24 protein-coding genes are annotated in these 25,986 nt (G+C 40.2%); 9 read left to right on the top strand and 15 right to left on the bottom strand.

All coding sequences use genetic code 11. The annotated features are described in order from the left end of the window. Positions 1–176 precede the first annotated feature (176 nt). Positions 177–677, bottom strand: coding sequence for a hypothetical protein (locus tag ACYQ28_RS02070; RefSeq protein ID WP_460047705.1), 501 nt, complete (start codon positions 675–677; stop codon positions 177–179). A 338-nt stretch (positions 678–1,015) separates the two neighbouring features. Further along, on the bottom strand, positions 1,016–2,635 hold the full coding sequence (locus ACYQ28_RS02075) for a vanadium-dependent haloperoxidase (RefSeq protein WP_460047706.1): 1,620 nt from the start codon (positions 2,633–2,635) through the stop codon (positions 1,016–1,018). Between the two features lie 1,947 nt (positions 2,636–4,582). Between ACYQ28_RS02075 and ACYQ28_RS02080 the strand changes: the two genes are divergently transcribed. Next, positions 4,583–5,314, top strand: a complete 732-nt coding sequence (locus tag ACYQ28_RS02080) for a hypothetical protein (protein WP_460047708.1) — start codon at positions 4,583–4,585, stop codon at positions 5,312–5,314. Between the two features lie 441 nt (positions 5,315–5,755). On the opposite strand, the gene ACYQ28_RS02085 is transcribed toward ACYQ28_RS02080, so the two are convergent. After that, positions 5,756–6,976: a NupC/NupG family nucleoside CNT transporter gene (locus ACYQ28_RS02085; protein WP_460047710.1), complete on the bottom strand. Its 1,221-nt coding sequence runs from the start codon at positions 6,974–6,976 to the stop codon at positions 5,756–5,758. Between the two features lie 749 nt (positions 6,977–7,725). On the opposite strand from ACYQ28_RS02085, the gene ACYQ28_RS02090 reads away from it, so the two are divergent. The 4 genes from ACYQ28_RS02090 (at position 7,726) to ACYQ28_RS02105 (ending at position 12,399) form a co-directional block, all read left to right on the top strand. Beyond that, positions 7,726–8,547, top strand: coding sequence for a hypothetical protein (locus tag ACYQ28_RS02090; RefSeq protein WP_460047712.1), 822 nt, complete (start codon positions 7,726–7,728; stop codon positions 8,545–8,547). A 233-nt stretch (positions 8,548–8,780) separates the two neighbouring features. Beyond that, complete coding sequence (locus ACYQ28_RS02095) at positions 8,781–10,226, top strand: NAD-dependent succinate-semialdehyde dehydrogenase (RefSeq protein WP_460047713.1); 1,446 nt, start codon at positions 8,781–8,783, stop codon at positions 10,224–10,226. 62 nt (positions 10,227–10,288) lie between these two features. Continuing rightward, complete coding sequence (locus tag ACYQ28_RS02100; protein ID WP_460047715.1) at positions 10,289–10,855, top strand: thymidylate synthase family protein; 567 nt, start codon at positions 10,289–10,291, stop codon at positions 10,853–10,855. A gap of 497 nt (positions 10,856–11,352) precedes the next feature. Then, a complete protein-coding gene (locus ACYQ28_RS02105) occupies positions 11,353–12,399 on the top strand; it encodes a hypothetical protein (protein WP_460047717.1) in 1,047 nt (348 codons plus the stop codon). A gap of 272 nt (positions 12,400–12,671) precedes the next feature. Here ACYQ28_RS02105 and ACYQ28_RS02110 read toward each other — a convergent pair whose 3' ends face one another. Further along, positions 12,672–13,100: an EF-hand domain-containing protein gene (locus ACYQ28_RS02110; RefSeq protein ID WP_460047718.1), complete on the bottom strand. Its 429-nt coding sequence runs from the start codon at positions 13,098–13,100 to the stop codon at positions 12,672–12,674. Between the two features lie 444 nt (positions 13,101–13,544). Between ACYQ28_RS02110 and ACYQ28_RS02115 the strand changes: the two genes are divergently transcribed. Next, a complete protein-coding gene (locus ACYQ28_RS02115) occupies positions 13,545–14,057 on the top strand; it encodes a DUF1499 domain-containing protein (protein WP_460047720.1) in 513 nt (170 codons plus the stop codon). A 28-nt stretch (positions 14,058–14,085) separates the two neighbouring features. Here the strand turns inward: ACYQ28_RS02115 and ACYQ28_RS02120 are convergent, their stop codons facing one another. Then, positions 14,086–14,469, bottom strand: a complete 384-nt coding sequence (locus ACYQ28_RS02120; protein ID WP_460047722.1) for a PA4575 family protein — start codon at positions 14,467–14,469, stop codon at positions 14,086–14,088. 337 nt (positions 14,470–14,806) lie between these two features. Between ACYQ28_RS02120 and ACYQ28_RS02125 the strand changes: the two genes are divergently transcribed. Beyond that, a complete protein-coding gene (locus ACYQ28_RS02125) occupies positions 14,807–15,244 on the top strand; it encodes a DoxX family protein (RefSeq protein ID WP_460047724.1) in 438 nt (145 codons plus the stop codon). A 58-nt stretch (positions 15,245–15,302) separates the two neighbouring features. Here the strand turns inward: ACYQ28_RS02125 and ACYQ28_RS02130 are convergent, their stop codons facing one another. The 3 genes from ACYQ28_RS02130 to ACYQ28_RS02140 form a co-directional block, all read right to left on the bottom strand. Then, a complete protein-coding gene (locus tag ACYQ28_RS02130; protein WP_460047726.1) occupies positions 15,303–15,797 on the bottom strand; it encodes a DUF5071 domain-containing protein in 495 nt (164 codons plus the stop codon). Between the two features lie 239 nt (positions 15,798–16,036). Then, complete coding sequence (locus tag ACYQ28_RS02135) at positions 16,037–16,420, bottom strand: hypothetical protein (RefSeq protein ID WP_460047728.1); 384 nt, start codon at positions 16,418–16,420, stop codon at positions 16,037–16,039. A 451-nt stretch (positions 16,421–16,871) separates the two neighbouring features. After that, positions 16,872–17,060, bottom strand: coding sequence for a hypothetical protein (locus tag ACYQ28_RS02140; protein ID WP_460047730.1), 189 nt, complete (start codon positions 17,058–17,060; stop codon positions 16,872–16,874). Positions 17,061–17,329: 269 nt separating this feature from the next. Here ACYQ28_RS02140 and ACYQ28_RS02145 point away from each other — a divergent pair, with 269 nt between their 5' ends. Further along, positions 17,330–17,941 carry an integrase core domain-containing protein gene (locus ACYQ28_RS02145; protein WP_460047732.1) on the top strand — a complete coding sequence of 204 codons (612 nt, stop codon included), beginning with the start codon at positions 17,330–17,332 and terminating at the stop codon, positions 17,939–17,941. A 253-nt stretch (positions 17,942–18,194) separates the two neighbouring features. Here the strand turns inward: ACYQ28_RS02145 and ACYQ28_RS02150 are convergent, their stop codons facing one another. The 7 genes from ACYQ28_RS02150 to ACYQ28_RS02180 all read right to left on the bottom strand — a co-directional run bounded on the left by ACYQ28_RS02150 (position 18,195) and on the right by ACYQ28_RS02180 (position 24,323). Beyond that, entirely contained in the window at positions 18,195–18,764 is a 570-nt protein-coding gene (locus tag ACYQ28_RS02150; protein ID WP_460047733.1) for a hypothetical protein, read from the bottom strand. Next, positions 18,748–18,954 carry a hypothetical protein gene (locus ACYQ28_RS02155; RefSeq protein WP_460047734.1) on the bottom strand — a complete coding sequence of 69 codons (207 nt, stop codon included), beginning with the start codon at positions 18,952–18,954 and terminating at the stop codon, positions 18,748–18,750. Before ACYQ28_RS02155 ends, ACYQ28_RS02150 begins: the two co-directional genes overlap by 17 nt. Before the next feature lie 954 nt (positions 18,955–19,908). Then, the gene (locus tag ACYQ28_RS02160; RefSeq protein ID WP_460047736.1) at positions 19,909–20,325 is read right to left on the bottom strand and encodes a hypothetical protein; all 417 of its coding nucleotides are present in this window, start codon (positions 20,323–20,325) and stop codon (positions 19,909–19,911) included. 184 nt (positions 20,326–20,509) lie between these two features. Further along, positions 20,510–21,247, bottom strand: coding sequence for a tRNA-uridine aminocarboxypropyltransferase (locus ACYQ28_RS02165; RefSeq protein ID WP_460047738.1), 738 nt, complete (start codon positions 21,245–21,247; stop codon positions 20,510–20,512). Positions 21,248–21,257: 10 nt separating this feature from the next. Further along, a complete protein-coding gene (locus ACYQ28_RS02170) occupies positions 21,258–21,932 on the bottom strand; it encodes an SDR family oxidoreductase (RefSeq protein ID WP_460047740.1) in 675 nt (224 codons plus the stop codon). 61 nt (positions 21,933–21,993) lie between these two features. Continuing rightward, positions 21,994–23,124 (bottom strand): MBL fold metallo-hydrolase, encoded by a 1,131-nt coding sequence (locus ACYQ28_RS02175; protein ID WP_460047742.1) that lies wholly within the window; start codon positions 23,122–23,124, stop codon positions 21,994–21,996. A gap of 305 nt (positions 23,125–23,429) precedes the next feature. Beyond that, entirely contained in the window at positions 23,430–24,323 is an 894-nt protein-coding gene (locus ACYQ28_RS02180) for a LysR family transcriptional regulator (protein ID WP_460047743.1), read from the bottom strand. A gap of 117 nt (positions 24,324–24,440) precedes the next feature. Between ACYQ28_RS02180 and ACYQ28_RS02185 the strand changes: the two genes are divergently transcribed. Continuing rightward, entirely contained in the window at positions 24,441–25,925 is a 1,485-nt protein-coding gene (locus ACYQ28_RS02185; protein ID WP_460047744.1) for a serine hydrolase domain-containing protein, read from the top strand. The last annotated feature ends 61 nt before the right edge of the window (positions 25,926–25,986 follow it).

Raw genomic sequence — 25,986 nt, forward strand, 5'->3', positions numbered from 1 at the left:
AAATCATGGATGAGTTAATCAGAGGCTCTTAGAGTTTGTCATTAAACCCTTTGAGATTTAATGATTCTTGAATACTAAAAAGCCCTTAAGTTATTTCCTTAAGGGCTTTTTTATAAGCTACGATACTACTTTTTTACATCGTAATTTGGGTAGTGGTGCACGTGATAGGCAATGTCTTAGCTATTTGCTTGTTCTGAAAAAGACGGTAAATTTTTCTCTTGAGCAGAAATTTCTCTGGCGACGTCTTCTACGAAATCAATCATACCGGCCAAAATGGCGCTATTGTATTCTTCACCGCTGTTTCGCAATTCCACTTCAGCAGCTTTCATATCCATTAATGCTGACTTAGACGCTTGCATTAGATCGTTAATGTGAGAAATCTTTTTCATCGCAATTTGTTTGGCATCGTCGGTTGCATCCGGCTTCATGGCGTCTGCAACAACTGCTCGTACTTCTCGAATACTGTCGTCGTAATCGTTAATAGCATCAAAAGAGCGTTTTACGATAGCGTTTAATTTAATAACCGTTTCGCGGGTAAACGCGGGTTTAAAATCTTCTGGTAATAGTTCAACAATTTCTTTTTTAGCGACTGTGCTTTGCAGTTCTTCGGCAGAAACTGTATTGCCGATAAAGGTAGATGCTACTAAGGCTAAAATAAAGAGTCGTAAATATTTCATAGTTCAAAACCTTTGTGTTCTGGTATTCCCTGTGTACCTATGTGTATGAATAACGAGTTTATAAATAGCTCGTTTATAAATAACTCGTTTATAAATAACTCTGATATTTCTGTAGAGCAATGTCTTTGCAACTTGATGCAAAATTAAGAGGAATCACTAAATGTAAAAAGGCGTTCTAAAAAATTATTCCTTTAATTAATCAGAGCGCCAGCTGTTGAACGTGCATCTTTGCCAGCTCAATACACATTCAACAACTTTTAGGAGTTTATGTTAGCAACACATCCTGTGTTGTAAGGGATGCTAACTAAACTTAAGTTTTTAACGCTATTAAACCGAAATTACCATTTTGGTTTAAATGCATCGATATCGTTCAACAAGTAACGACCAATAGCGGTACCTTGACCTTGACCAGCGATATCGTCAAAGCTCCAGTGAACACCGTTGTATACACGGCTAATACCATTTTGTTCTTGGGCATCGGTTAGACGCTCAAAACGAACTGGTACGAATGGACGTGGAACGTCTGGGTGGAATGGGTCGAAACCTAAACCATTGTATTCGTCAGAAACGAAAGTAAATGGAGTGTCATCGCCTAACAAATCACGAAGAATTTCGAAGGTTACACCACCGAATGCAGCGTGACCACTTGGGTAAGCTGGGAATGGAGGAGTAGGACGAACAGGCTCTTCAGTGTTAATTACAGAAACGCCAACTGGGTCCCAAGTAATGTCTTTAACTGTGCCTGGGTTCAAGTCTTCGCTGCGAATACCAGTAACTGGACGCCACAAGTTGTAGAAGAATTTACTATCCCATGCAGCAATACCAACATCAGCCATACCGATGTTAACCATTGCAAGAGTACGTGCAAGTTCTAGAGGATCAGTAAGACCTTCTGCTTTAGCGATTTGGATTGCGATTTGGTTGTAAATACGTGGTGGTACACCGATTAAAGGTACGCCATCGTAACCCCAGTAGTTACCAATGAAACGAGTTTCGTCGGTACCAGTGCTAACGGTATTAGTATTGGTAGGAGCACCACCAATAGCTGCAACGCCTGCATAAGCTTCTGCGTATTCTTCACCGTCTAGTGCTGGAGGTGGAGCAATACGGAATTGATCGCCAGCTGCCATGAAGAATGGCTTAACGTTACCCCAGTAAGCACCTAGAGCAAGGTTAAATTCACCCGCAGTTGGAGGAGTGTTTGGATCTGGTTGCCATTCACCGATGTTACGAGTGCCGCCGTTTACTTTAGTACCGAAATAAGTAACGTTTGCGCCACCGGCTACACGTCCGCCTTCACCGAAGTCTGCCTCTGCACGGCCAGAACGGTCACCAGCACGAAGGTCGCGCATTGCTTTAAATGCAGCAATACCTACGTCTTTACCTGCTTTATAGCTAGCTTGGTCGGTGAATGATTTAATACGAGTAATTTCTTCGTCGCGAATTTCTTTTAAACGCACTTCTTGAGCTGGGTACAAACGCTTAAGAGTACGGAATGCTGCGAAAGCAACTGCTGCATGAGGAGATGCGTTTGCAGGAGCAACTAGATCAGTTGCAGCGTATGGGTTGTATTCGTCTTCAATTGCGTTTAATGCATCAAAAACAGCAACTTGTACCATGGCTAATGCGCGGCTGGTGCGAGTTGGGCCACCTTGGTTAGCAGGAGCTGGTTCGTCTTGAGAAGGCGGAGTGTGGTCAAGAGCTACGGTGTCTAGTGCAACGTTGTGCCAGAATTTAACGCGCTCTGATAGGTTATCAACAGAAGAGTAAAAATCGTCATAACCAACTGCTTGCAAGCGCCATAGGTTACCAGCTTGGATGGTAGACTTACTTAGTTTACCGATGTAACCAACAGATTGAGATTTTGATTGACTGCCGGTAGCAGACTCTTCTGCGAATACAGAGCTAGCGGCCATACCCAAAGACGATGCGATTAAAATCGCTGATAGTTTTTTCATCTTCATCATAATTCTTCCCTTATTTAGATAGATGATTAAGTAGATTTACAACACCGTTACTTTAAATCTCGCGTAACTTGGTGAGGTTTTATTAGCCTAGTCAGAAATGCTAAATCAGTAGCTTATTTTAAAAATCGTTAATTAATTAAAAATAATTAAAGGCAATTAATAAAATAGTGTTGCGTGTTTAAGTCGGTTAACGCAACGGGGAGAATCCTACCATGGGAAATAAATAAAACTAGACTGATTAAAATTTCAAAAATATTTATTTTTTTAATAGATAAAAAATATGTATGGAATTTATTTTGAGAAGGTTAAAAATAAATTACGAATGCAAATAAATGTGAATTTAATTCGGCCGCGTCCGATCATATTTTTATAGAGTTTTTGCCGGAAAACACGAGGTTTATTAATTATTTTACATTTTGAACGATTCGACTTTGTTCGTCTTTAGTAAATTATAATCAATAAAACTTTACATTTAGGAAATCAGAACTGATTAACATTTTTTGTTTTGATGAGCAAAAAAACAATAGCACATGCTCTTTTTCGAGATTTGAATGGCAAAAAAAGTTCATGCGCCAATAAAAAATAAAATGCGGCGGACATTTTTTTTTGCTATTTCTTTTAAAAAGCTATCAGTGTGATAGTGTTTTTATCTCACAAATAAAAAATAACAGTTAGAATTATTGAATTGTAAAAAAACAAAGTAATTATCTGGAGTTTTGAGTTGCGGTATTTTTAATACCTATAGGAACCTCTGATTAACTCATCCATGATTTAATCAGAGGACAGAAATTGAAAGTGTGATTTCCAATTTCTTCACAATTTCAATCACTTACCGTTCTTGAAATTGGCGACACATCCTTGTGTCGCGAGAAACTCTAGGTTAATCAGAGTTTCCTATAACTCTTTTAATATTCCTTACATTGGTAACCAACGACGTTAACGGCGTATTTATTGAAAAAAAGTAATAAGAGAATCTAGTTTTTATAATAAGAGTAGACTCTGATTCGATTAGCGTTGCAGATTTTTATGGGCGCTGATTTATATGAGAGTAGTGGATTTTTATGGCAGCAGTGGAATAGTAGGCTTTCCGAAAACTATTTTCTGTAATCTCAAATCTGATTCGTGTCTTTCGATAAAATCCTCCATATATACGTACAGCTGATTTAATCGGTGTTTCCTTTAAAGAGTAATAGCTCCGCTAAGCTCTACACATTTGGGGTGTCTAACAGATTAAAACCCTTATGTTGTATTTAGGATGGTCTCAGTCGCGTTGGTACGACTGTCTTTTGTGTGGGATTCTTTTTTTAACAAAGAGCAGTCTTTGGTGAATAGATTTTTGTTGGCTCACCTTTGTTATTGTTTGACCGTTCGTTTTAGTGTGTCGTTTATTTTCTCAAAAGGCGTTGCCTTTAGGTTTTCACTTCCGATTTTCAGATCAATTTTCTATTTAAGAGCTTTTAAGGCGCGCTTACTCTCGCTGTAATTCGTTGTAATAGACGTGAGCTTTCGTTTGTCTATTCTCTATCAATTAAGAGTAGGAGACCTCTGATTAATCTAGAGTTTTCGTTAATAGAAGCTTATGGGTTTTAAATTTCATATTGGTAAGCGTAGGAAGACGAGCTTTATTTTTGATTTATCTACTTTAGAAAAATTAAGAAAACCATGGGAACCACTGATTTACTCATCTTTGATGTAATCAGTGGGCAGAACATGTATGAGCGTCGCACAAATCAAAGTGCAGAGGTTTTTCGTTTATATTGGATTTTAAGAATATCAACGCCGAATTTCTGAAAGTTGTGTCGCGAATAAACGCATCTGAACATCAAGATTTTTGCAAACCATTAATAACGCCGTTTTTATAGTGTTTGGCTTACAGAGTTTGCTGAAACCTATTTTTGTAAACGGCATTTCACACATCGTGATCAGGGGTTTTAAACTATGCCATTACAAGCTCCGTTTAATTTTGATTTTACCGCCGGCGATTTATTGTATGGTTTGTCGCCTATGCGTAATCGATTGGTTATTCGCCTTGGTGTACAGATCGCTGAGGCGCAGGCACCTGCTACGGTTGATCAGTATCGTAAAGGTATGATGGGGCAGCAAAGTAAGACCGTGCGCAAAGATTGGAAGAATTTTTTGCGGGAGAACGAGCGGCACCCTCGGTACGCACGTTACATGAACCACATTCGCAGCTTTGATAACGATGAAGAAGCCTTTGCGCAGATCGCCAGCTCTGTTAAGGCAAATGACGCTTGGCGTGCTAAATCCAAATTTGGAATGGAGTGGACGATCCGTAACGGACGCGGTCACATTCATTTCATTCTCGATGGAATCGACATGGGTGCTGTGGTCACGAAAACACATTGTTACCAAGATGATCAGCAAAATATCTTGGCCCAAGATTTACCTCGGGGCAAAGCGCGTCGAGGTGTCGACAAGGAACGAACGATTACGCATTCGGAGTTGCGCTGGATTTACCGAAATCGCGGCAATCCACAAGTCCAAAATCGCGTTCAATTTTGGCGAACTAATCGAAACGATAATGTAGTTCCCTGTCAGGCGCCTTGGGACAATGTTGTTGAAGACGTAACCATGCCTTCGGGTAAAATTATTAAATGGAGAAATGCGTGGTTGTTGTATAAGCCCACACGTGAGCCCGTGGTTTTCTAGCGCACATGTTACGCTTCTTTAAATAGGCCTTAGCGAAGTTGAGTTGGTAAGATCGACGATATCTGTATGGCGATATCTCTATGTTGGGGAAAAAAATCGAAGCATGTTGGGGAAAACTGAAGCGTCAGATTAACGCCTCTGTGATTTTATCTGATGACCGAAATCAGAACTCAAAAAACGCGATGTCTAATGTCGCTATGATAACTTTTTTCGTCATGACAATTTTCGCCATAACAACTTTCGCCATAACAACAATCACTGATCATCTTTGAAGTCTGAGATGCTTGTTCGTGTTGTTGGAAACTCCAAGTTAATCAGAGCTTCCATTATTTGTGTTCCAGAGGCTGTTATTCAGATCCACAGACAGCAACTAAATTAATCAGTGGCTGAAAGTGCAACCGGTAAGATTCATTATTGGTAAAATTAAGAGTCAAATAAAATCTAGCTAAGGGAAATAAAGAAGCCTGCGATTGCGGCGTTCATAAGATTTGCCATAAACGCCGCAAGCACCGCACGTAAGCCAAGCTTTGCGATATCACCACGTCTGTTTGGCGCCATAACACCTAAGCCACCCAACTGAATGGCAATGGATGAGAAGTTGGCAAATCCACACAATGCAAAAGTCACAATAGCTTGAGTGTAAGGGCTCATCTGATCTTTGATTTCAGAGAACTCAACGTAGGCAACAAACTCATTAAGCACAAGCTTTTGACCAATAAGCGCGCCAGCTAAATGTGTTTCTGACCAAGGAATGCCCAGCACAAATGCAACAGGTTGGAACAGATAACCTAAAATTCTTTGCAAGGTTAAATCTTCAACACCAAACCAGCCGCCAATTCCACCCAGCATTCCGTTTAATAATGCAATCAAAGCAATAAACGCCAGCAACATCGCGCCAATATTTACGGCGAGCATTAAACCATTACTGGCACCACCGGCGGCGGCGTCAAAAACGTTCACATATTCGTGGCGGTTATTGGCGATGATTTTTTCGTGCTCGGTGACTTTTTCAGTCTCTGGCACCAACAGTTTGGCCATCAAAAATCCACCCGGCGCCGCCATAAAGCTCGCCGCCAGCAGATATTTTAATTCCACGCCAAGACCCACATAACCGGCTAATACCGAACCTGCAACCGTTGCCATACCGCCAACCATAACGGCGAATATTTCTGATTGAGTCATGCTTGGAATATAAGGGCGAATAACCACCGGGGCTTCGGTTTGGCTGACAAAGATATTGGCCGTCGCCGACATGGATTCGGCTTTACTGGTGCCCAACAGTTTTTGCAGGCCGCCACCCAATATTTTTACAACCCAACCCATGATGCCAATGTAATACAGCAGCGAGATTAATGCGGAGAAAAAGATAATCACGGGTAACACGTTAAACGCAAAAATAAAGCCGAGCTTCATTTTGCCAAGGTCACCAAACAAGAATTGAATACCGTCGGTGCCGTAGCTGAGTACCTGGGAAATACCGGAAGAAATCGCATTGAGTACGGTTTGGCCAATGGGTAAATACAAAGCGAATGCGCCAATGCTGAACTGCAACGCGAAGGCAATTCCAACGGTACGCCAATTGATGGCCGATTTTGTTTTTGAAATTAGAAATCCAAAAATGAGGAGTAGGGCAATTCCGAGGAGGCTGGTAAGGGTTGTCAAAATCAAATCTCGTTGTGTGTTTCTATTTCTTGTGCGATCAAAAAAATGCCGCACCTGCTTATTGCTCTTTGATTATCTGGGAAAGACATAATCAACACTGTGTTAGAAACGTCTTAACACTCGGTTTATGGCCGGTCTTAACAGAGCAGGCTGCTTGTTAAGACTGAATAAACATGAGTCGATGTTTCCGAGTTTGTCTGCTTAAGTGAGTTCAACGGATTGGATGATTCACGCGATCAGTACAGAATATAAAACCTGACTGACTAAGTGGATTAGATTTCAACATAATCATCAGTAAATGCAACTTTAGAAGATGCTTTTTAACCGATATTTTCAACGTACAGTGAATTACAACTCCCTAACGTCTCGCAATATGTTGGATAATCACTCAAATTGAGCTCAAATAACGCTATCTCAGCGTAAGTTTTAACGAACATTTTTACGCTTTCTTCAACGATTTACCTAATATCTTGATATTCTTTTTCAATCACTGAACCCGTCGAGCCATTTAAATACATTCAAAATCGATTGCGTTGAGCATGAATTTGGATAAAGAACGCTCTTTCGATCGTCTTTAAGATTCGACAATAGGGCGATTCCGGTTGAGGCGAATCATGAAAGTAGTAATTTTGTCGGCAGATTGCACAGGAAGCGCTTTATTGCGGCACTGTCTTTCTCTAAACTTAGCCTGTTAACCGGTTAACAATAGCCGATTTGATTGCCGATTCCTAATTCAAAGGTGAGTGTTTATGCAGGTTTCACAACTATTCCAGAGTATGAAAGAGCAGGGTTTCGTGCGATTGGAAGCTTTTTACAACGCAGAAGAACTAGAAGCGTTAAAAAATGATTCAGAACAACTGATCAAAGCAGCCTATACCCCTGAAAATCTAGCGCTTCACAGTGTATATCCGTCTGACTCTACCGAGACTCGCGTTTCTCACGCATTGATGTTGTCCGAAGGTGAAAGTGATTTACCTCGCGTGGACCACACAGGTTTCAACGCAATTGATAAATTCTTAAAAGATCACAATCGCCTGTTGGCCGAGATCACCGGATCAAAAGTCTCTCCGGCGGCTCGTTGTATGCTCAACTATCAAAATTATTTCAGTGGCAGCAAGCCGGTTGGTGAGCACTTTGATGGCGAATACCTGAAAACCCAACGCGCGGGCGACGGTATTGAGTTCCGTTTACTAGAAGGCATTCTGCCGCGTTACGTTGCCGTGTTGGTTATTGCCAACGAAAACGACGGCAAGGGCATTGAGATCGTTGATAACGCGACAGGTGTGGTACACAAACCTTCTTTGAATGCGGGCGACATTGTTATTTTTGATAACGTTAATCTGCGCCACCGGGTGCCACGTTTAGAAAATCCTCGTACTACCATCGGCATTCGCAGCTTCGATCACCTGCCTATGCATTTCGCAGCCGACGAAAGCTACTATTTGGGTGAAGGTTATACCTCCATTGCTGAAGGTTGGGTAAGTCCTAATGTAGATTGTCATGAACGCATGATGCAGTTTATGAAAACCGAATGGCCAGCGCTAAAAGACGAATACGGCCATTATTTTTAATTGTGGTTAATTGCTATTTTCTGCGTAAACCTTAGCGAACAACTTAGTTAAGGAACCTCTGATTAACTCATCCATGATTTAATCAGAGGACAGAAATTGAAAATGTGATTTCCAATTTCTTCACAATTTCAATCACTTACCGTTCTTGAAATTGGCGACACATCCTTGTGTCGCGGGAAACTCTAGGTTAATCAGAGTTTCCTTAACAAATTACCTAATAAGAAGTTATTTGGATGAGAATTGAGTTAGACAACTCAGATGTTTTAGTCACAGGGTTATGGATTAATAACCAAGCCGAAAATCGCAGTGACGTTTTCGCTGTGCTTGATCCATACGCAAAATCAATTGTGCAGCACGTGGCCGATGCCAGCGGTGATGACGCAGTTCGTGCCGTGGAGTTATCGAGCCAAGCCTTCGCGAGTTGGAAAACCTACTTTGTTCGTGAACGAGCCGAGATTTTGCGTCGTTGGGCCAGCGTGATACTGGAGCATCAATATGATCTTGCCAAAATACTTACGCTAGAGTCTGGAAAGGTTGTTACCGAAGCGCTGGGCGAAATTCAGCACAGCGCTTCAATGCTCAATTGGTATGCAGAAAGTGCTTTAAGAATGACGGGCGAAATTTTGCCCAGTCACAGCAACAACCTGCGTGCTCACACCATTAAGCAACCTTTGGGGGTGGTCGCTTGCATTACGCCTTGGAATTTTCCTGCCGCCGCCATGATTGTAAAAGCCGGTGCTGCCATAGCTGCCGGTAACACCTGTGTGGTTAAGCCTTCCGACGAGACGCCTTTAATTGCTCTTGCTTTAGCTCGTTTAGCAACCGTGGCCGGATTACCGGCAAATGTACTCAATGTTTTACCGTGTAAGTCGCCGCAAGCTGTGGGCGAGGTGTTGTGTAAAAGAGATGCGGTGCGCATGATTTCTTTCACCGGATCTATCGCCACCGGTAAACGTTTGTATGAACAATGTGCTTCTACCCTCAAGCGCGTTGCATTCGAGCTTGGCGGTAACGCGCCTTTTATTGTTTTTGACGATGCCGATTTAGAACGTGCTGCGAATGCGGCCATGAACGCTCGCTTCTATAATGGTGGCCAGATTTGTGTGGGCGCCAATCGCTTTTTTGTACAGAAAAATGTTTACGCGGCGTTTATCGAAAAACTGCACGCTAAAATTACCCAGCTAACCGTTGGCGATCCTTTTGATGAATCAACCCAACTTGGGCCGTTAATTAATGAAGTGTCTGTAACACGTATCAATCATTTAATAACGGATGCCACCCAAAAGGGCGCCCGAGTAATAACCGGCGGCGACATCATTGATAATAAATTTATCAATCCAGCACTTTTGGTGGACATGACGGCCGATATGAATGCCTACCAGCAAGAAATATTCGGCCCCGTTGTTTGTGTGTATGCTTTTGATAGCGAAGATGAAGTGATTCAATTGGCAAACGATACTCAAGCTGGATTAGCAGCTTACGTATTTAGCCAAGATTATGGTCGCTTAACGCGACTTTCAGAATCCATAGACGCCGGCGCTATTGGCGCTAATTCTACTGCATTGTTCTCTCAAGATATTCCCTTCGGCGGCATTAAGCAGTCTGGTATTGGCAAAGAGCAGGGAATTCACAGTTTGGAAGAATTCACCGATACCAAAGCCATTTGCCTAGGTCTTTAAATTAACGGTCTTTAAATCAACAGCCTTTAAATCAACTCGCCAAATTTTTTATTGGAATAATAATGAACGCAATTAGCTGCCAACAAGCTTGGCAAAACATGACGTTAGCAACCGAAGAGAACTCGGTGCGCAATTACACCCAATTGCTCGACATGTCTGATTATTTGGTCGAGACAGAATTATTTTCTAAACCGGTTTTAGAAGCTTACAGCGCTTGGAACCTAGAAAAAGAAATTACCGAAGACCAAAAACAATATTTTAGTAATCTACGCGGTGGTGGTCAGGGTGATTATCGCGATGGAATGCAAAAGAAAATCGCAAATGTGGTGGATTGTCTTACGCGTTTTCCAAAATCCAAAAGAGCCGTGATTACCATCAGCAACTATCCCGATCATAACCACGAAAGTGATGATCAAGCCAAATGTATGCGTGAACTGCATTTTGCGCTAACCGATGACAATAAATTAATCGGTACCGTGTTTTTTAGAGCGCAGGCAGCACTGATATTTCCTAAAAATATCCATTTTATTGGCAGTGTAATGTCGCAAATTGCCGAAGAGTTACCGTCTAAACCAGAGTTGGGTAATTTGTTTTATTTAGCAACTGAATTGGTTTCAAACCGAGATTAATTTTTAACGGTCATAAACACTCAGAAAAGTCTGAGTGTTTTAGCTCTCATCTCTTCACCTTTTATTTACGTTCTGTTTATAAAAGCTTTGGGTTAAGTGATAGGTAACTCAAAGCATCCTCTAGATGCAGTATTTTATGCGCGTCAAAATACTGCATTTCTTTGAATCTCTTCATCTGCCATTTCCCCTCAAAATCTAAAATATTTAATAATGATAAGATTTAAATTTTTATTACGAATTAGCTGAACTAAAGTGTTAGATGGGAGGCCTGTGCGTAAATATTAAAAAATTAACTTTTAACTATCCTTGCTGTTGCTTTACTCTAGCCGTCTTTTTAATTTATCGATCCGTGTTGATTTAAGAACGTTGATTTAAGAACGTTGATTTAAGCGATTTGATTTGAGAATTTTGATCATGAGAGTTGTGCTCAAATATTTTCTAGTCAAATTATAACTGAATTTTTTAATATTAATTTTTTACAGGGTTGTGGAGTTTTAATGTCAAGAAAAGGCTTTTTATTCGTTGTTTGTTTAATATTTTCTGGTTGTGCTGCCCAAAAAACAGAACATTGGAAGGTTGAAGTTAATAATGGTATCGAAACAGAAGTCCCGATAAATTCGGTAGAGCCAAATGTGATGTTTGTTCCATTTCAAATAGGGGAGCTAAGCAAACGCAATTTCTTGTTATCGAGGCCCTCCGATGATTCGGTATTTATACCCGTTCAAATCGACAAGGGGCAGGTGATAAATTTTTTATTCTCTACTTCTTCTCACGACACTGTATTGCTTGGCAATAAAAGAACTCGCGGTGCTAGTTGGCAATCCATAGGCGGTGGTTTCTCTCCCGAATTAATTCCTGGGTTTGAACAGTACGACAGATTTATAGCTACCAAAGGAAAAACGCTCAACATTGGTGACGCTACTTTTGATAATGTTAATTTATTTAGAGTAAATGAGGACGAGTTTTTAACAAAGAAATTAGCACCCAACTTTTCTGTGGATGGCTATATTGGCGGGCTGTTATTGTCGAGCTATATTGTAGATGTCGATAGAAAAAATGATAAATTCAGATTGCGGCCCAAAGATACCGATCTTAAAGCAGAGCTTAGCCAGTATGAAAACGTCGTAACTCTTCCAGTTCGACGTAACAATGGCAAAATTTTTACAAAATTACCGGTGCAAATTAATGAAAACGATGCGCCTGTGCCTATGTTGCTTTCAATTGAATCTGCAATTCCTACGGGAATACTTTTTCCAAATTCTTTTGATAAAAAAATTATAAAGGGCAGCCAGTATGAGATTTTTGATGCTAAATATCCGACAGATAAAGTTGAAGGAATAGTTCTTCGAAAAATTACCCAAATATCGACAAATGCTTATGATTTTAAAGATATAAACGCCCTTTATCTCTCGTTTAACGATGATTCTCTGCAAACCACTTCATCAATTCGTAATTACGGTATTTTAGGCGCGGAATTTTTGGCTCGCTCCCGAAATATTTACGATCTTGATCATAATGTTATGTACTTAATACCTTACGAATAGTAGTGAATTAAGAATGACTAGGAGCTCTGATTATTTATAGGAAACTCTGATTAACCTAGAGTTTCCAGCGACACAAGGATGTGCCGCCAATTTCAAGAACGGTAAGTGATTGAAATTGTGAAGAAATTGGAAATGACATTTTCAATTTCTGTCCACTGATTAAATCATGGATGAGTTAATCAGTGGTTCCTATAGTTCCTAGCAATGCCAAGGTATCCGTTCTTATTGTTAATTCTGGTAAAACCAGTAAACAGTTAATCGTTAACTCGCCATTATTTCGCTTTACGCTTTTCTTTCAGATTTTTGATAACGGCTTGAAACTCTTCAAGACTTAAAGCGTTATCTGAGTCGGTGTCACCTAAGTCAATCATTGATTTGGCTTCTAATAATTCGTTTTCACTTACCGCCAAGTCTTGATTGGTGTCTACGGTTGAGAAGATAAGAGAATCGGGTGATCGATTTTTGAATCGAGAACCCAATTTTTCAAATTCGTCTTCTGTTAATACACCGTCTTGGTTTTTATCTGCTTTCGTGAACTGTTGAAGCCTAAAGTTGGCTATTTCTTCTGCCTCGATGTAGCCGTTGCTGTTTTCATCAAAACTGCGAAAGATTCTAGAACCATCGCCAAATGCGTGGGCAGAATTAAACGCAGTAGCGTATAAAATTAAGAAAACCGTTAAACTTGTCTTAATTGATGGCATTTATCAAACTCTCCTGTGTGCTCACTTAAGTATCAGTGTTCGTTAATGTGTTTTATGACACTAAATAAACGTCAATTTCGAATAAAATTGAGCCTACGCCTTAATTCAAAAACGATAAGTAATTGAATCGCAAGAAAAATTAACGGTAGCATCTCTGCTGTAGGCCTGTGATTAACGTTGTAAACCTGTGTTTAATAAACTTGTGCTTGGTAAATACAGGTTTACAACGCTATGTTTAAATAGCGCATAAGAAATCCGCAGCCACTTGGCTGTATTGTCTGTAACGCTTGATGGCTTATTTGGTTGACAGAGGTGATAATTTAATTGGAACGAGTGTTCGTTTTCTATTTAAGACTTAACGAATTTTATACATCTTGATAGAATGACAACTTGTATAGATGTTAAACGTGCAAATAAGCTGTGCTCGTAAAAGGAAAATAATAAATGACACACAAGCTTTCTACCGCACTATTTTTAGTCGCAACGGTTCTATTTATCTTCTTTGTGCTGAAGCTGGCACATTTGGCGAACGATTCTAAAAAAAATAGTGCTCCAGGTCTTTTAAACGACGTTTTAACGCCGTGTCCTAATGCGCCTAATTGTATTTCTAGCGAACTTCATGAAGATAACAAACATTCTGTGCGTGCGATAGCACTGACAGGATCGCTCGCTGAAAATCCGTGGCCTTTGGTTAGAGATGTTATTGAGATCATGGGCGGAGAAGTTACGGAGATTCGTGATTACTATTGTGCCGCTCAATTCTCGACTAAGTTTTTTAAATTTGTCGATGATTTCGAACTACGTTGGGACGAACAGAATAAAGTGTTGCATGTTCGTTCAGCATCGCGGGTGGGTTATAGCGATTTAGGCGAGAATAAAAAACGTATCGCAGAATTTAAATCTCGATTAATGACACTTGAAAAGAATCGTTCCCAATTTTTAGAAAATATTAAATAATTGAACCAAACCAAAGATGTGTACTGGTTTAATAATCAAAGTACACATCTTTGGGATCAAATTTATAATTCATTTTATTTTTTTCTTTAATTTCTCGAATTCTGTTCACTTCGCTTTGCGCTTTTATTTCCCAAATAGAGGCGTCATCCGTTAATTTAAAACCTGATCTGAGTAGCTCGTTATTGATTGCCGTTCGTGCCGATCGAGCGTGACTAATTGCGTAAAAAGGCCCTTGCCGCAAGGTTTTTGTAGGAAGCTGGTTGTTAGGGCCTGATAACGCAATCAACGTGAATGTTTTATCGAGATTATCTTTAATATGAATTTCTACGCGTTGTAAATGGTTTGAAGACAGTGCCGTAGTTGCCAATGTGTGGGATTCGTTGACGTTGATGTCTGAAAAATTCAGTCGCATATTCTATCCTCAGCCCTGCATGAATTGTCATTAGCGTGTTACGCAACACCATCTGTTTATTCATTCTTTGGATGGATTTGGGTTATTCGTGAGCACAAACTATTAATGCAAACTCGTTTTAATAACTTCGGCAATGTTTATTCAAACTAAAGCTTTTTGGCGTGAATTTAAAGATTATATAGCACTATTTTAATTGGCTATATTAAAAGGTTTAATAGTTTTTGTTTATAGTTGAGCATTGCTCACTAAAATTCTTCAGATTTGAGCGTTTAATCTTGTGTTTAATACACGTTGATTCGTTTCTCAAGGAAATACTAATTCATTCGGTAGATATTCTATGAGCGTGCACCCCAATTGGCCTTACGTTAATTTTATTGCCAGAACTGTTGTTGGTTTATTATTTTTAATGGCAGGGATTTGGAAAGTCTTTACGTTAACCGCCGCAAAACACGCCGAGCAGTTTTTTGTGCAAGGTTTTACCGATCATTGGATACCGACATGGCTACTCAATCTTCTAGGCTACAGCATCCCTTATTTTGAGTTAATAGTAGGTGCCTTGATTGTAGTTGGGTTGCAGGCAAGATACGCATTAATCGCCGCAGGATTATTATTAGTTATTACAACCTACGGTCACGCATTGCAACAACCCTTATTTGATATCGACGGCCACACATTTACGCGCTTAATTTTAATTTTTATTGTTTTACTGGCCCCAGTAGGAAGCGATAAATTTTCGTTGGATTACGCGATAAATCAAATGCGCGGAAAGCAGTAATAAAAAAGCAGAATAGATAAAATACCTGTAATGGCCCGGTCTTCAAGACTGGGTGTTTTTATAATTTATGTTCACCCAATGGAAATGAGTAAATGGCTTTACCGGAAGCCTCTAATGTCTCTTTGATCCATACGTTATAGATAAATAAATTCCTTTTAGCGATCGTAGATATCTCGGAAGCGGGTATTAACTCATTATCGGTTAAAATTCGAATTGACTCAAAGTCGCATTCTTCCGACCCTGTTTGGGTTGCCCATTTTTTCAAACTACTCACACACTCATTCAGTGTTTCATTATCATACGAAGAAATGACTTGAGTTATAAGGCTATACCTCCAGTCAAAATCGGCCGCTTCAGCCACTTTAAGAACGCTATGGACCTCTCTTTTTCCGAGTTTTCTAAAATACCTGTAAATGGAGCCTGCGATAGGCCAATTGGGATCACACGTCCAAGACAGTAGCTCATCAATATATTCAATGTTTTTCGGGTAACCAATTTCTATGATTTCATGCACTGATTTTTGGTCACTTTTATCTAATATTTTTATATTCATATGCGATGCTCTTTGGATTAAAGCTGTTGTAATTTTTATTTTTAGAATAGAGGCTTCTGTTCTGTTAAGTACAATAGGAGTAATGTCCAAAATGTTAAATTGAGGGCATTTTTAATATCTTTTTCTGGCCTTTGATTTCTATCCCTCGGCCAACTCTGGTGACGCCTCAAAGTACATTCAAGCAACTTGTCGTGTGATTTAGTACAAACTTGAAGCTAGTGTTTAAACTTGAGGTCAGGCTAATTCTTTCCGAGATATGCCACTGAAATCACGGCATTATCTTTTGCATCGTTTGTGACCTGTATCTGTACATCTTCTTTCTGATAAAACCCGTTCACATAACTGAAGCCAGCAGAGAGCATTTGTTCTTCCAACTTATTAACGGGGATAGTGCAGTTTAAGGTGACGATAGTCGGCTTGGGCCCATCTGCTGAGCTATAAACAAAAGCAGGGCTCTCTTCACACTCCTTTGACAACTTCGATAGCTCTGTTGGTGTCAGTAGAAAATAATCTAAACTAATATCCGAATATTCTCTGTGTTCCGAAAAGCTAATGAATGTCGCATACGATATAACAACAGCAATAGATACTATTATGATTAATGCCGAATTTAGCTGGCGCATATTTATCGTACCTTCATAAAAAATTTACTCGGTAACGCCATATTTTCGACCAATTGCTTGGGAGACAACGGTAATATCCGATCTAGATGTCATAGGGATTTTCTTATTATTTTAATAGATAAAGTTGCAAAGGCGCTTTTAGTAATTGGTGTTTCTTAGTTGAATATATGTTTTTGGTGATTTTTCAAGATTTGGCGTTTAATTCTAACTCCAAGTTAAACGGTGCGCTTTTCAACTTCCGCTTGAGCTTTTTGTTAGCTGATTTTAGGCGGGATTTAACGAGTATTTCTTCGGAATCTGGCTAACTCATCATTTCTTAATTCCTTCGCGTCAGGGTCTATCATTGCAGACTTTTTAATTTCATCATCAGTCATAGACTTAATCTTCTTCCAGTCAGTCGAGCCCCTACGTCCCCGTGCGCTCGCACCGCTAATTTTCTTAATAGTCATAACTATTTCTCGTCCTTTTTGTCTTTAACTGATTTAAATTCGTCTAGCTCTTCTTTTGTTGGCAATGCAGAATCAGGATCATCCTTTGCCGCTTTTGTTATTTCTTCATCAGTTATTTCGTCAACCTCTTGCCAATTGGTTTTTCCTTTTAACTTCTTTGCTTGTTCAGCGGTAATTTTCTTAATAATCATGAATAATCTCCTAATTCTAGAATGTTCCGCGTTCATAAGCTGCACGCTCATTCTTATTTGCTTTTCGTGCTGATATAACTCTAATAGTATTCTGCGTCCTCTCAGTATAAACTACAGATCAGACACCGCGTTAGCATCACAACCTGTTGCGATGTTATCGGCCTCTATAGAGCGGCATTTTATTATGATCCACAGCTTTTAGACGACAGTGAAATTAGGGATATTTTGGGCCAGTTCATTGAAAAACGTTCTAGCTGGGGATTTCCCAAATGCTTCCATCGACTTCGCAAGTTAAAAAACCTTGGAATCACAAGCGTGTTTATACCGATATGAAGTTGAATATTCGAAGCAAACGAAAACAACGTTTACCGCCAAGAAATCCTGTCCCACTAGCGGTGCCCATCAGCATTGGAAAAACCTGGTCGATGGATTTTATGAGCGATGCGCCGCATAACAAAACACGTTTTCGTACTTTTAATGTTATCGACAATTTTAATCGTGAGGCGCTTGGTATCGATATTGGCACAGAAATACCAGCAACAAGAGTCACCCGTTATCTTGATCAATTGGCTGCTTGGCACGGTTACTCGGAGAAAGTCCGTGTCGACAACGGCCCTGAATTTACGTCAGGTAAATTTATGCAATGGGCTGAACGCAACAATGTAATCATTGATTACATTAAACCGGAGTGTCCTTATCAAAATGCGTACATAGAACGTTTTAATCGAACCTATCGCAATGACATTTTGGACTTGTATCTGTTTAGAAATTTAGATGAAGTTTTTGAAATGACAACAAACTGGATCAAGCTCTACAACACCGAACGATCCCATGATTCTTTAAATAATATGACTCCAGAGGAATACCGATTAGCTACCTAAATCTCTACGAGTGAGTTGTATTAATAAGGGAAGATAACCGTAGCTCTTTAGTATAACTATACTGGGAATCTGATCAGTGGGAAGGATAACTTCTTTACGTTCTGGCTAGAGTGTAGTTGTGGACTACACCGGCGAGGCTTGCCCGCAACGAAACAGAGCCCAAAGTGTCAACTGTACAAATTTGTCGGCTGTAGATAGAGTTCGAAAGGAAGGTGCTATCAAAGTATGGATTTACAAGTTTTTGAATTTTCAGCTAATCATCGCTTTTTATAATAACAAAATCCTCTCCGCCGACAATGAATTGAAATAACTTACTGTAATTAGAGTCGGGAATAGCAAACGAAACGAACACAGAAACCACAAAAACCGCCACTGCAAACATGAGAGAGCCAACAGCACTCTTCAAAGGACTAAAGAACCAACCATCATTGTATTTAGTAACAGTGCTTGATATATGCTCTTTAATGGACTTCAACTCTTCCAATAGCTCATCTTTCAGAGCTTCTTCATAAGCATCTTGCACTTGTTCTTCAAGATAGTGCTCAGCAAACACATACAACATTTCCTCTGCATCACTTCTAAGTTTGTTTAACTTCCGATCATGATATGAGAGAAGAAAGTTCTTCACATCCTCCTTCGGAACAGTATCCACACCGTTTGACTGCCTATACTGCTCTTTCCACTGAAATTTTTCTTCCTTATAATCTGCGTAGGCAAGCATTCCTATCAATCGATCTTTACTATCAGGATCAGTGTTTATAACTAATTTTTCAAAGATTGGATTGTAATCCGGATGCATTGTAGTATTAGCCGGTGATACCATGAATGAGAAGTTCCTTATCTATTGCCTTTTTACGGGAGTTACGGAGTCTAATAGCTGCTTTAAAAGCACCATCTGCAGCCTGAACTTGCACTTTCTTCATATTACCGTTTACTTTAACAAAGCGATAATCCATATTTTTACCGCTTACAGTTTTTACAGTTTTTACAGTTTTTTTAATATAACGTGCCACAATGTAGCCTCGTAGATCAAATGGCGATCTATTGATTGTAACTAATCACATGAAGATTATCAAATAACCATAAACGCCGGTAATGTCAAGCCCTGATGAAACATGAGTAGTGGCGCACTAACGATGAAACTTGGCGCAGCTAACGACCAGCTAAACCGCCGGAACGAAGTTGATTGTTTTGTGCGAGCGTAGCGAAAAAATACAAAACGAGTAACGCAGTGGAGGTCGATTTGAGCTGCTTGTTAGAACAACCGCGATAATAACTATTTTGCATTGCTAAAAGTGTACAACTAAACATTTGAGTTACCTTACTTTCTGCAACCAAGTTTGCCAATTTAGGCCACGAAGAACAAAACTGCTCAGCCTTACGCAACCGCACTACTCATTAAAACAATGAAAAGCAAAACTGCCCAACGTAAACCTAATTTTTACTAAAAATTAGGTGCCACGATTTTGTAATTGTTTTAATTTCGTACTTTGCTTAAAAACACCAAGAACAATAACTTTAAGTTTACGTCACATCTAAAATTTACCACTTATAAAACCACTGAGTGGTTCTAACAGTTTAATAGATATCTCAACGACGCCTTTCCCAACATTCAATGTCATAGTGACGTTATCTCGGGTAATTTTTCTAAAAGATATCTTGAAAGTGTTGTGCGGTCAATGTTTTGAAGTGTTTGGCGTAAAATTCATTTTTAAATTTTGCGCTGTTTGAATTTGTGTCTCGATTGTTATTTAAACTTGTAATTTTTATTTTAGAAGCTGTATTTTTAATTTGTTTTCTTTAGCCAAATTTTGGCTGGGTTCATTAAAGGCTTTTAATTAATTAAAGACTTTTAGTAAATAAATGGTTTTTGGTTAGTTACGGGTTCTTATTTAATTATCAAGTTTTTAAATTTATTTACCGGTATTTTAATAACAACGTTTTATGGTTGTGAATAATGTGGAGATTTAGGTTTCTTCAGAGATTACTCGGGGCCAACGTCCGGTTTTGTGGTTGCTGTTGTTTGATGCTTCGGTTACTACGTATAAACGTTGTTCGTTGCCCAGTGTGGCGATTAAACCTTGAATAAATTCGCCGGGTTTTAGTTCGTACCATTGACTTTCGTTGTTGATGTCTTTTTCCATAAAGGCTTCAACGTCAATTTTAACGGGAATAGGTGAGTATTGGCTCCATTTGCCCGAATGAATGGAGTCGAGTCTTGCCCAGCCGCCTCTTGGCATAAATCCGGGTTGGTTTTCTCGTCTGCCCCAGGCCACCAGTTTATGGCTACCGTCTTTTTGGCGTACGGGTAACACGGCTTTTGGGTTTGGAAAATAAATTTTCAATTCGTCACCATCGGCTTTAAATCGTACGCCTCCGCACATGGGTAATATCCTTTGGGTAATTATTTTTCAGCGAAATTATTTACTGTTGGAACCTCTGATTAACTCATCCATGATTTAATCAGAGGACAGAAATTGACAATGCGATTTCCAATTTCTTCATAATTTCAATCACTTACCGTTCTTGAAATTGGCGACACATCCTTGTGTCGCGAGAAACTCTAGGTTAATCAGAGTTTCCTATTTTTTCTAGCGGAACGTTCATGCGCATGGATAAATAATGCTGATTAAATATTTTAAAATAGGCGAGTAAGTGTTCGGCCGTTGCGGGTTTATTTAAATTATTCAATGCGGCGATAAATGCTTCTGCAGTAGAGGTTTGCATGTCTCGTGGCGCTTTGCGCATGCCGTATTGTCCGCAAAGTTGGTCTTCAGACAGAGGAATACATGGGAATTGATGCAACCAAGGGCTTTGTAGATACATTCTTCGCGCTTGCTTCCAAGTTGCATCAATAATTACTACGGTAAGTTTTTTGTCTTGCGGTAATTCAGTAATTGTTGTGGCGGTTAACTGCGGGTTTTTTTCACCGGGAAATAACAGCAAAAATTCTCGCGTTGGGTCTTTTAATAATTGCTCTAAATTCGAGTCGATGGCGGTTCTTGCCCAAACATAGGCGAAGGTATTGTTTGGAAAGCAATCCGCAATTAAGCGGCCGGTGTTGGTGGGTTTTAAAACTTCATTTCGATGAAGCAGCAAAATAACGTCGATATCTGAGTTGACCCCTTCACGAAATGAACAAATGCATCGGCTGAGCTGACAACGCTTGCAGCGAATTACCTTAGCGCCACGCGCCAAAAACGGTTTTGTGGCTTCGGCAAGGCGTTTTGCACGGAGTGTTTCGAAGGCATTGTTGTGTTGCGTGTGTTGCTGTGTATTCATTTCGTGAATTTGGGTGTTGCTCATAAAACGTTCATTACCAAGTTAAGGTTTCGCCATTGGAATGCCAAAAGCCGCCGGAATTCGCAAGGGTGAGCTTCTCGATTTGTGCGGCTAAACCCTCTGCGGACTGTTTGGGCGTGATATCGCCATTACCACCAACCATGTCGGTTTGCACAAATCCGGGGTGCAACAGTGCCACCGCAACGCCTTTGGGTGCGAGATCAAGCGCTAAAGAAACACCTGCGGCGTTTAATGCTGCTTTTGACATTCGGTAGCCATAATACCCTCCCGAGGTGTTGTCAGCCATAGATCCCATGCGACTGGTTACCATTGCGACCTTTGAACCCGAGGTGAGTAGGGGCAGTAGTTGGCTGGTAACTCTTAAAGGGCCAATGCTATTGATGTTGAATTGCTGTGCAATGGCGTCTGTGTCTAGAGAGCCAATGCTTTCACGACTTAACACACCGGCATTGTTGATAAGAATGTCTATGTGATCAGATTTGAGTTGCTCGGCAACCTGTTGTTTTAATTGCACAAGGGTTTTGTCATCGCCAACATCAATGTGCTCAATAATGTTGGCGCCTGAGCTTTTAAGTGCGTCGCTTGCACTTCGACAAAGGGCGATAACGTTAAAGCCTTGTTTGAGATAGTGCTCAACCAGCGCGAGTCCAATGCCTCGATTACTTCCGGTAATAACAACATTTTTCATGGTCATTCTCTTTTTGATGTGTTCGGTTTTTAATTTTTCTTGGGATTAAATCATGGTTGAATTAATCAGAGTTTTTTTTGTTTAATATGAATTGGTCGCGGTCTTCTGCGAAGTAAATTTTGCCAGAAAAAGATTGCTCTATGCCTTGTTTGGTTTCTTGTTCGCGGCCAAGGGTTCTATTCATTCTGTGCGATAAAATTAATTGCTGAATATTTGCAGCTTTTGCAAACTCTCCTATAACAGGCGGTGGCATGTGCAGGCTTTTTGCAATGCGACCGGCGTCTTCGGGTACTGCGTTATGCGCAACCCAAACATCGCTGTTTTTAATTAATGGAATAAATGCGTCACCGCCGGTATTCATATCACCACTAAAACTGATTGAGCAGTTGCCAATATCTATTCGCCAAGCAACAGCCGGAATAATTCCGTGTTTTACACCGGTTGCCGATATGTGAAGATCGTCTTCGATTTTATGAGTAACAATTTCTTGTTTTAAATGATCGATGTTTTGGGCTTCGATAACATACTGAGACTGTTCGTTGTTCGTGCTTGGAAGATAATTTGATAAGTATCGAAATGGACCTGATTCACCAAACAATCCGGTGATAAATTCTTCCGTGTCTGGCATTTTAAAATTACCCGTAGGGCCGAAAATTAATAAATTTTCGCGGCGGTCAGTAAAGTAAGAGGCTTTTATTAATGCAGGTAAATCGGCAGTGTGGTCTACGTGTAAGTGCGTTAGTAACACCGCGCTTAGGTCTTCAATACGTGCGTTTGATTGCTCAAAATGTAATGCCGAACCCGAACCAAAATCTACTAAAAAGCGTGCTTTGTTATCGATCCAAATTAAATAACCTGTAGAGGCACGGTGATCATCTAATTCTGGGCCTCCCGAGCCTAAAATCTCTAGTTTGATATTTTTATTGCAGCTATTTTGGCTATTCAGCGTGTAAATGGAAGTGGTATTTTCTGCGCTAAATTCTGATTTATTAGACGTGGTGTTGTTTGCACAGGCTGCAAGAGTGATGGATGTGATCACTATTAAATTCTTAGCGACCTGTTTTAAGGTGGTCTTTAAAGGATTGTGCTGGTTATGGCGGTGTTTAAACGTGGTTTTGTTGTTCATCATCGATAAATAATCTTGGGCAATTTTTATTGCGCAAAGATTAGGTGTTTCTGGTGTTAGAAACAAATAAAAAAAGGCCCTTAATTGAGAGCCTTTAGAGATGTTATTAGATTCGGTTAAACTTTTGTTATGCAAAAATGTTTTGCAAATTCTAATCGTTTTAATTTATTGGAATTACAGAAGGAGAATCGTTGTAAACTTATTGGAACCTCTGATTAACTCATCCCTGATTTAATCAGAGGGAAGAAATTGAAAACGCGATTTCCAATTTCTTCACAATTTCAATTACTTACCGTTCTTGAAATTGGCAATACATCCTTGTGTCGCGAGAAACTTTAGGTTAATCAGAGTTTCCTATTGTTATTCGGCTCTTAGGACTCTTGGCATAAGTCCGTAATGGCGCGCATAAACCACTGTTTGGCCTTGCCCATGTGTTGGTTTTTCCACGCCAGCTGCATGGCAACTTGTTGTGGTGCACCGTCGCCAATGACCTTTAAGCTGCCGTTATCTAATAGGTCATGCACGCGAGAGATGGGAACAGAGCCGATACCAATTCCTTTAACCAGCGCATTAATCTTTAAACTGATACTAGAAACGGTTAAGCGAGGTTGCTTATCAAACAGTCGGACTTCTCTTTTCGGACGTGTAATGGCTGAGTCTGCCACGGCGATTGCGCGAAATTGCGTCAGAGATTCTTCAGCCAACGGATTTTCCATTTGATGGATTGGGTGCGTTGGCGCCGCACAGTACATAATGGTTTCGTTGTACAAAAATCGGGTTTGGATTTCGGCCAAGCGAATACCAATGTCTGAGGCAATGACCAGGTCTACCTTGTCTTGTTCGAGAAGCTCCCAAGTGCCTGAAAGCACCGAGCTTTGCAATTTGACGCGCGTTCCCGAGACCTTTTCGAATTTAGAAATTAGTGGAAATAAGCGCTCTTCTTCAAATAACGCTTCTACGCCAATGGTAACTTCCGGCTCCCAGCCGTCCGCCATGGCGCGCGCATCAGAGATCATTTCTTCGGTTGCGTGCAGAATTTCACGGCCACGTTCTAAGATGAGTCGGCCAATGGGTGTTAATAATGCTCGGTGTCCGGAACGATCAAACAAAAGTAGGTCTAATTCTTCCTCTAATTTTTGAATACTGTAACTCAACGCAGAGGGGACTTTTGATAATTCTTCGGCCGCGGCAGCAAAACTGCCACGGCGGTCGATGGCGTCAAGTGTTCTTAACGCATCTAGGGTTAACTGTGGATCTCGTCTCATAGTTATGTAATCTGATATTGGGTAGTAGAAAATAGCAGTTAACCACGTCTTGAGCTTCTTGGAAAGCTTGGTAAATTCACCCGGTTATATCAGCGACGGAGTATTAAATTTCTTCAAATGACGACGAAACATTTTCAACCATTTGCAACGCTATTTGCTCAAAAATGGGTATTTTTTACCGCGTTATTTAGCTTCTTTTTTAGTGCAGTAATCAGTGGCGTTAATGCGTCAGAAAAAGTTACCTTGCCTATTCCTCCACTCGTTCACAAACAATTGAATGACGTCGTCTCGAAATATCCGGGGCTTTCGGGCCAGGCCGTGCTTATTACTCCACAAAATACTTTTTTTGTGAATTTTGGCAATGTGCCCGTTGACGCTAATGCTCAAGCCATTGAGCCTGTTAGCGCTTCGACGGTATTTCGCTTAGGCTCAATTACAAAGTCTTTTACCGCTATCGCTTTATTAAAATTAATAGAACAATATCCCGATAAGGTCGCGCTTGACGACCCGATTTCGAAATTCATTGAAGATGGCTGGATAACAAATTCTTATGCCAACGATATTACTTTAGCGCAACTGCTCGAACATACGGCCGGCTTCACCGATATCAGTGGTGATGAGTTTGATTTTAACGAGCCGATACCTCTTGAAGACGCCTTGCTGAAATTTAAGCAATACCACCATACACGCTGGAATCCGGGCGAATTTAGTTCATACAGTAATTTAGGCGCGGGATTTGTTGGTTACGTGATAGAACAGGTGAGTGGGAAACCTTATGAAGACTTTTTAGCCGAAGTGGTGCTCAATCCTTTGGGTATGACAACCGCCGGATTTAAACAGAGTTCGCTTCGGGTGATAGGTTATAAATCTGACGGAGTTACAGTAATTCCCTACTGGCATACGGTTTATCGACCTTTTGGTGGTCTCAATGCATCTGCCTTGGATATGAGCCGATATTTGCAGGAGTTGTTGAATCCTAAGTTACTGTCAGCGAAAGAATTACAACAATTCATTACACCCAATACTGGTTTAGCTGCCGAATCAGGATTAACTTTTGGTTATGCGTTGGGTAATTACACGGCTTTAGTAGAAGATTATTTATTTCATGGGCATTCGGGTGACGCCGACGGGTATTTATCCAGATTTGGTTTTAGCCAGGAAGCCGAAGGTGCTTACTACGTTGTTATTAACCGTTTTGATCGCGCCTTGGTTAGCCGTTTACAAGATGTTCTCGCGAATGCCGTTGTTGCACACGCTAAGCGACCACCGCCAAAAGCACCAAAAATTTTAACCATAACCGACAATTATCAATGGATTGATGGTCGTTATACCGAAGCGACGGCACGTTTTATTAATGAAGACAAAAGCACAGCAGAGTTTGGACAGATTTATTTTGATACTCGTAAAAATGTTATTCGGGTGAAAAGAGCGGGGCGATCTGATTCGCTTTGGTATCCCGTAGCCATTGGCAAAAATAAAGAAGGCGAAGAGTGGGTGTCAGTTCGACATAATTATGAAAATCGAGCTACAGCAGTATTTCTCAAGAAAAAAGATGGACGTATTGCGTTTATTACCGAGTTTTGGAATTTAGTAAAAATGTAATTTTTTGTTGGTAGTCTAAAAAGTAATTTTATTACTATTGGTTGACTTCAGGAAACTCTAG

Source organism: Sessilibacter sp. MAH1, from assembly GCF_054658315.1.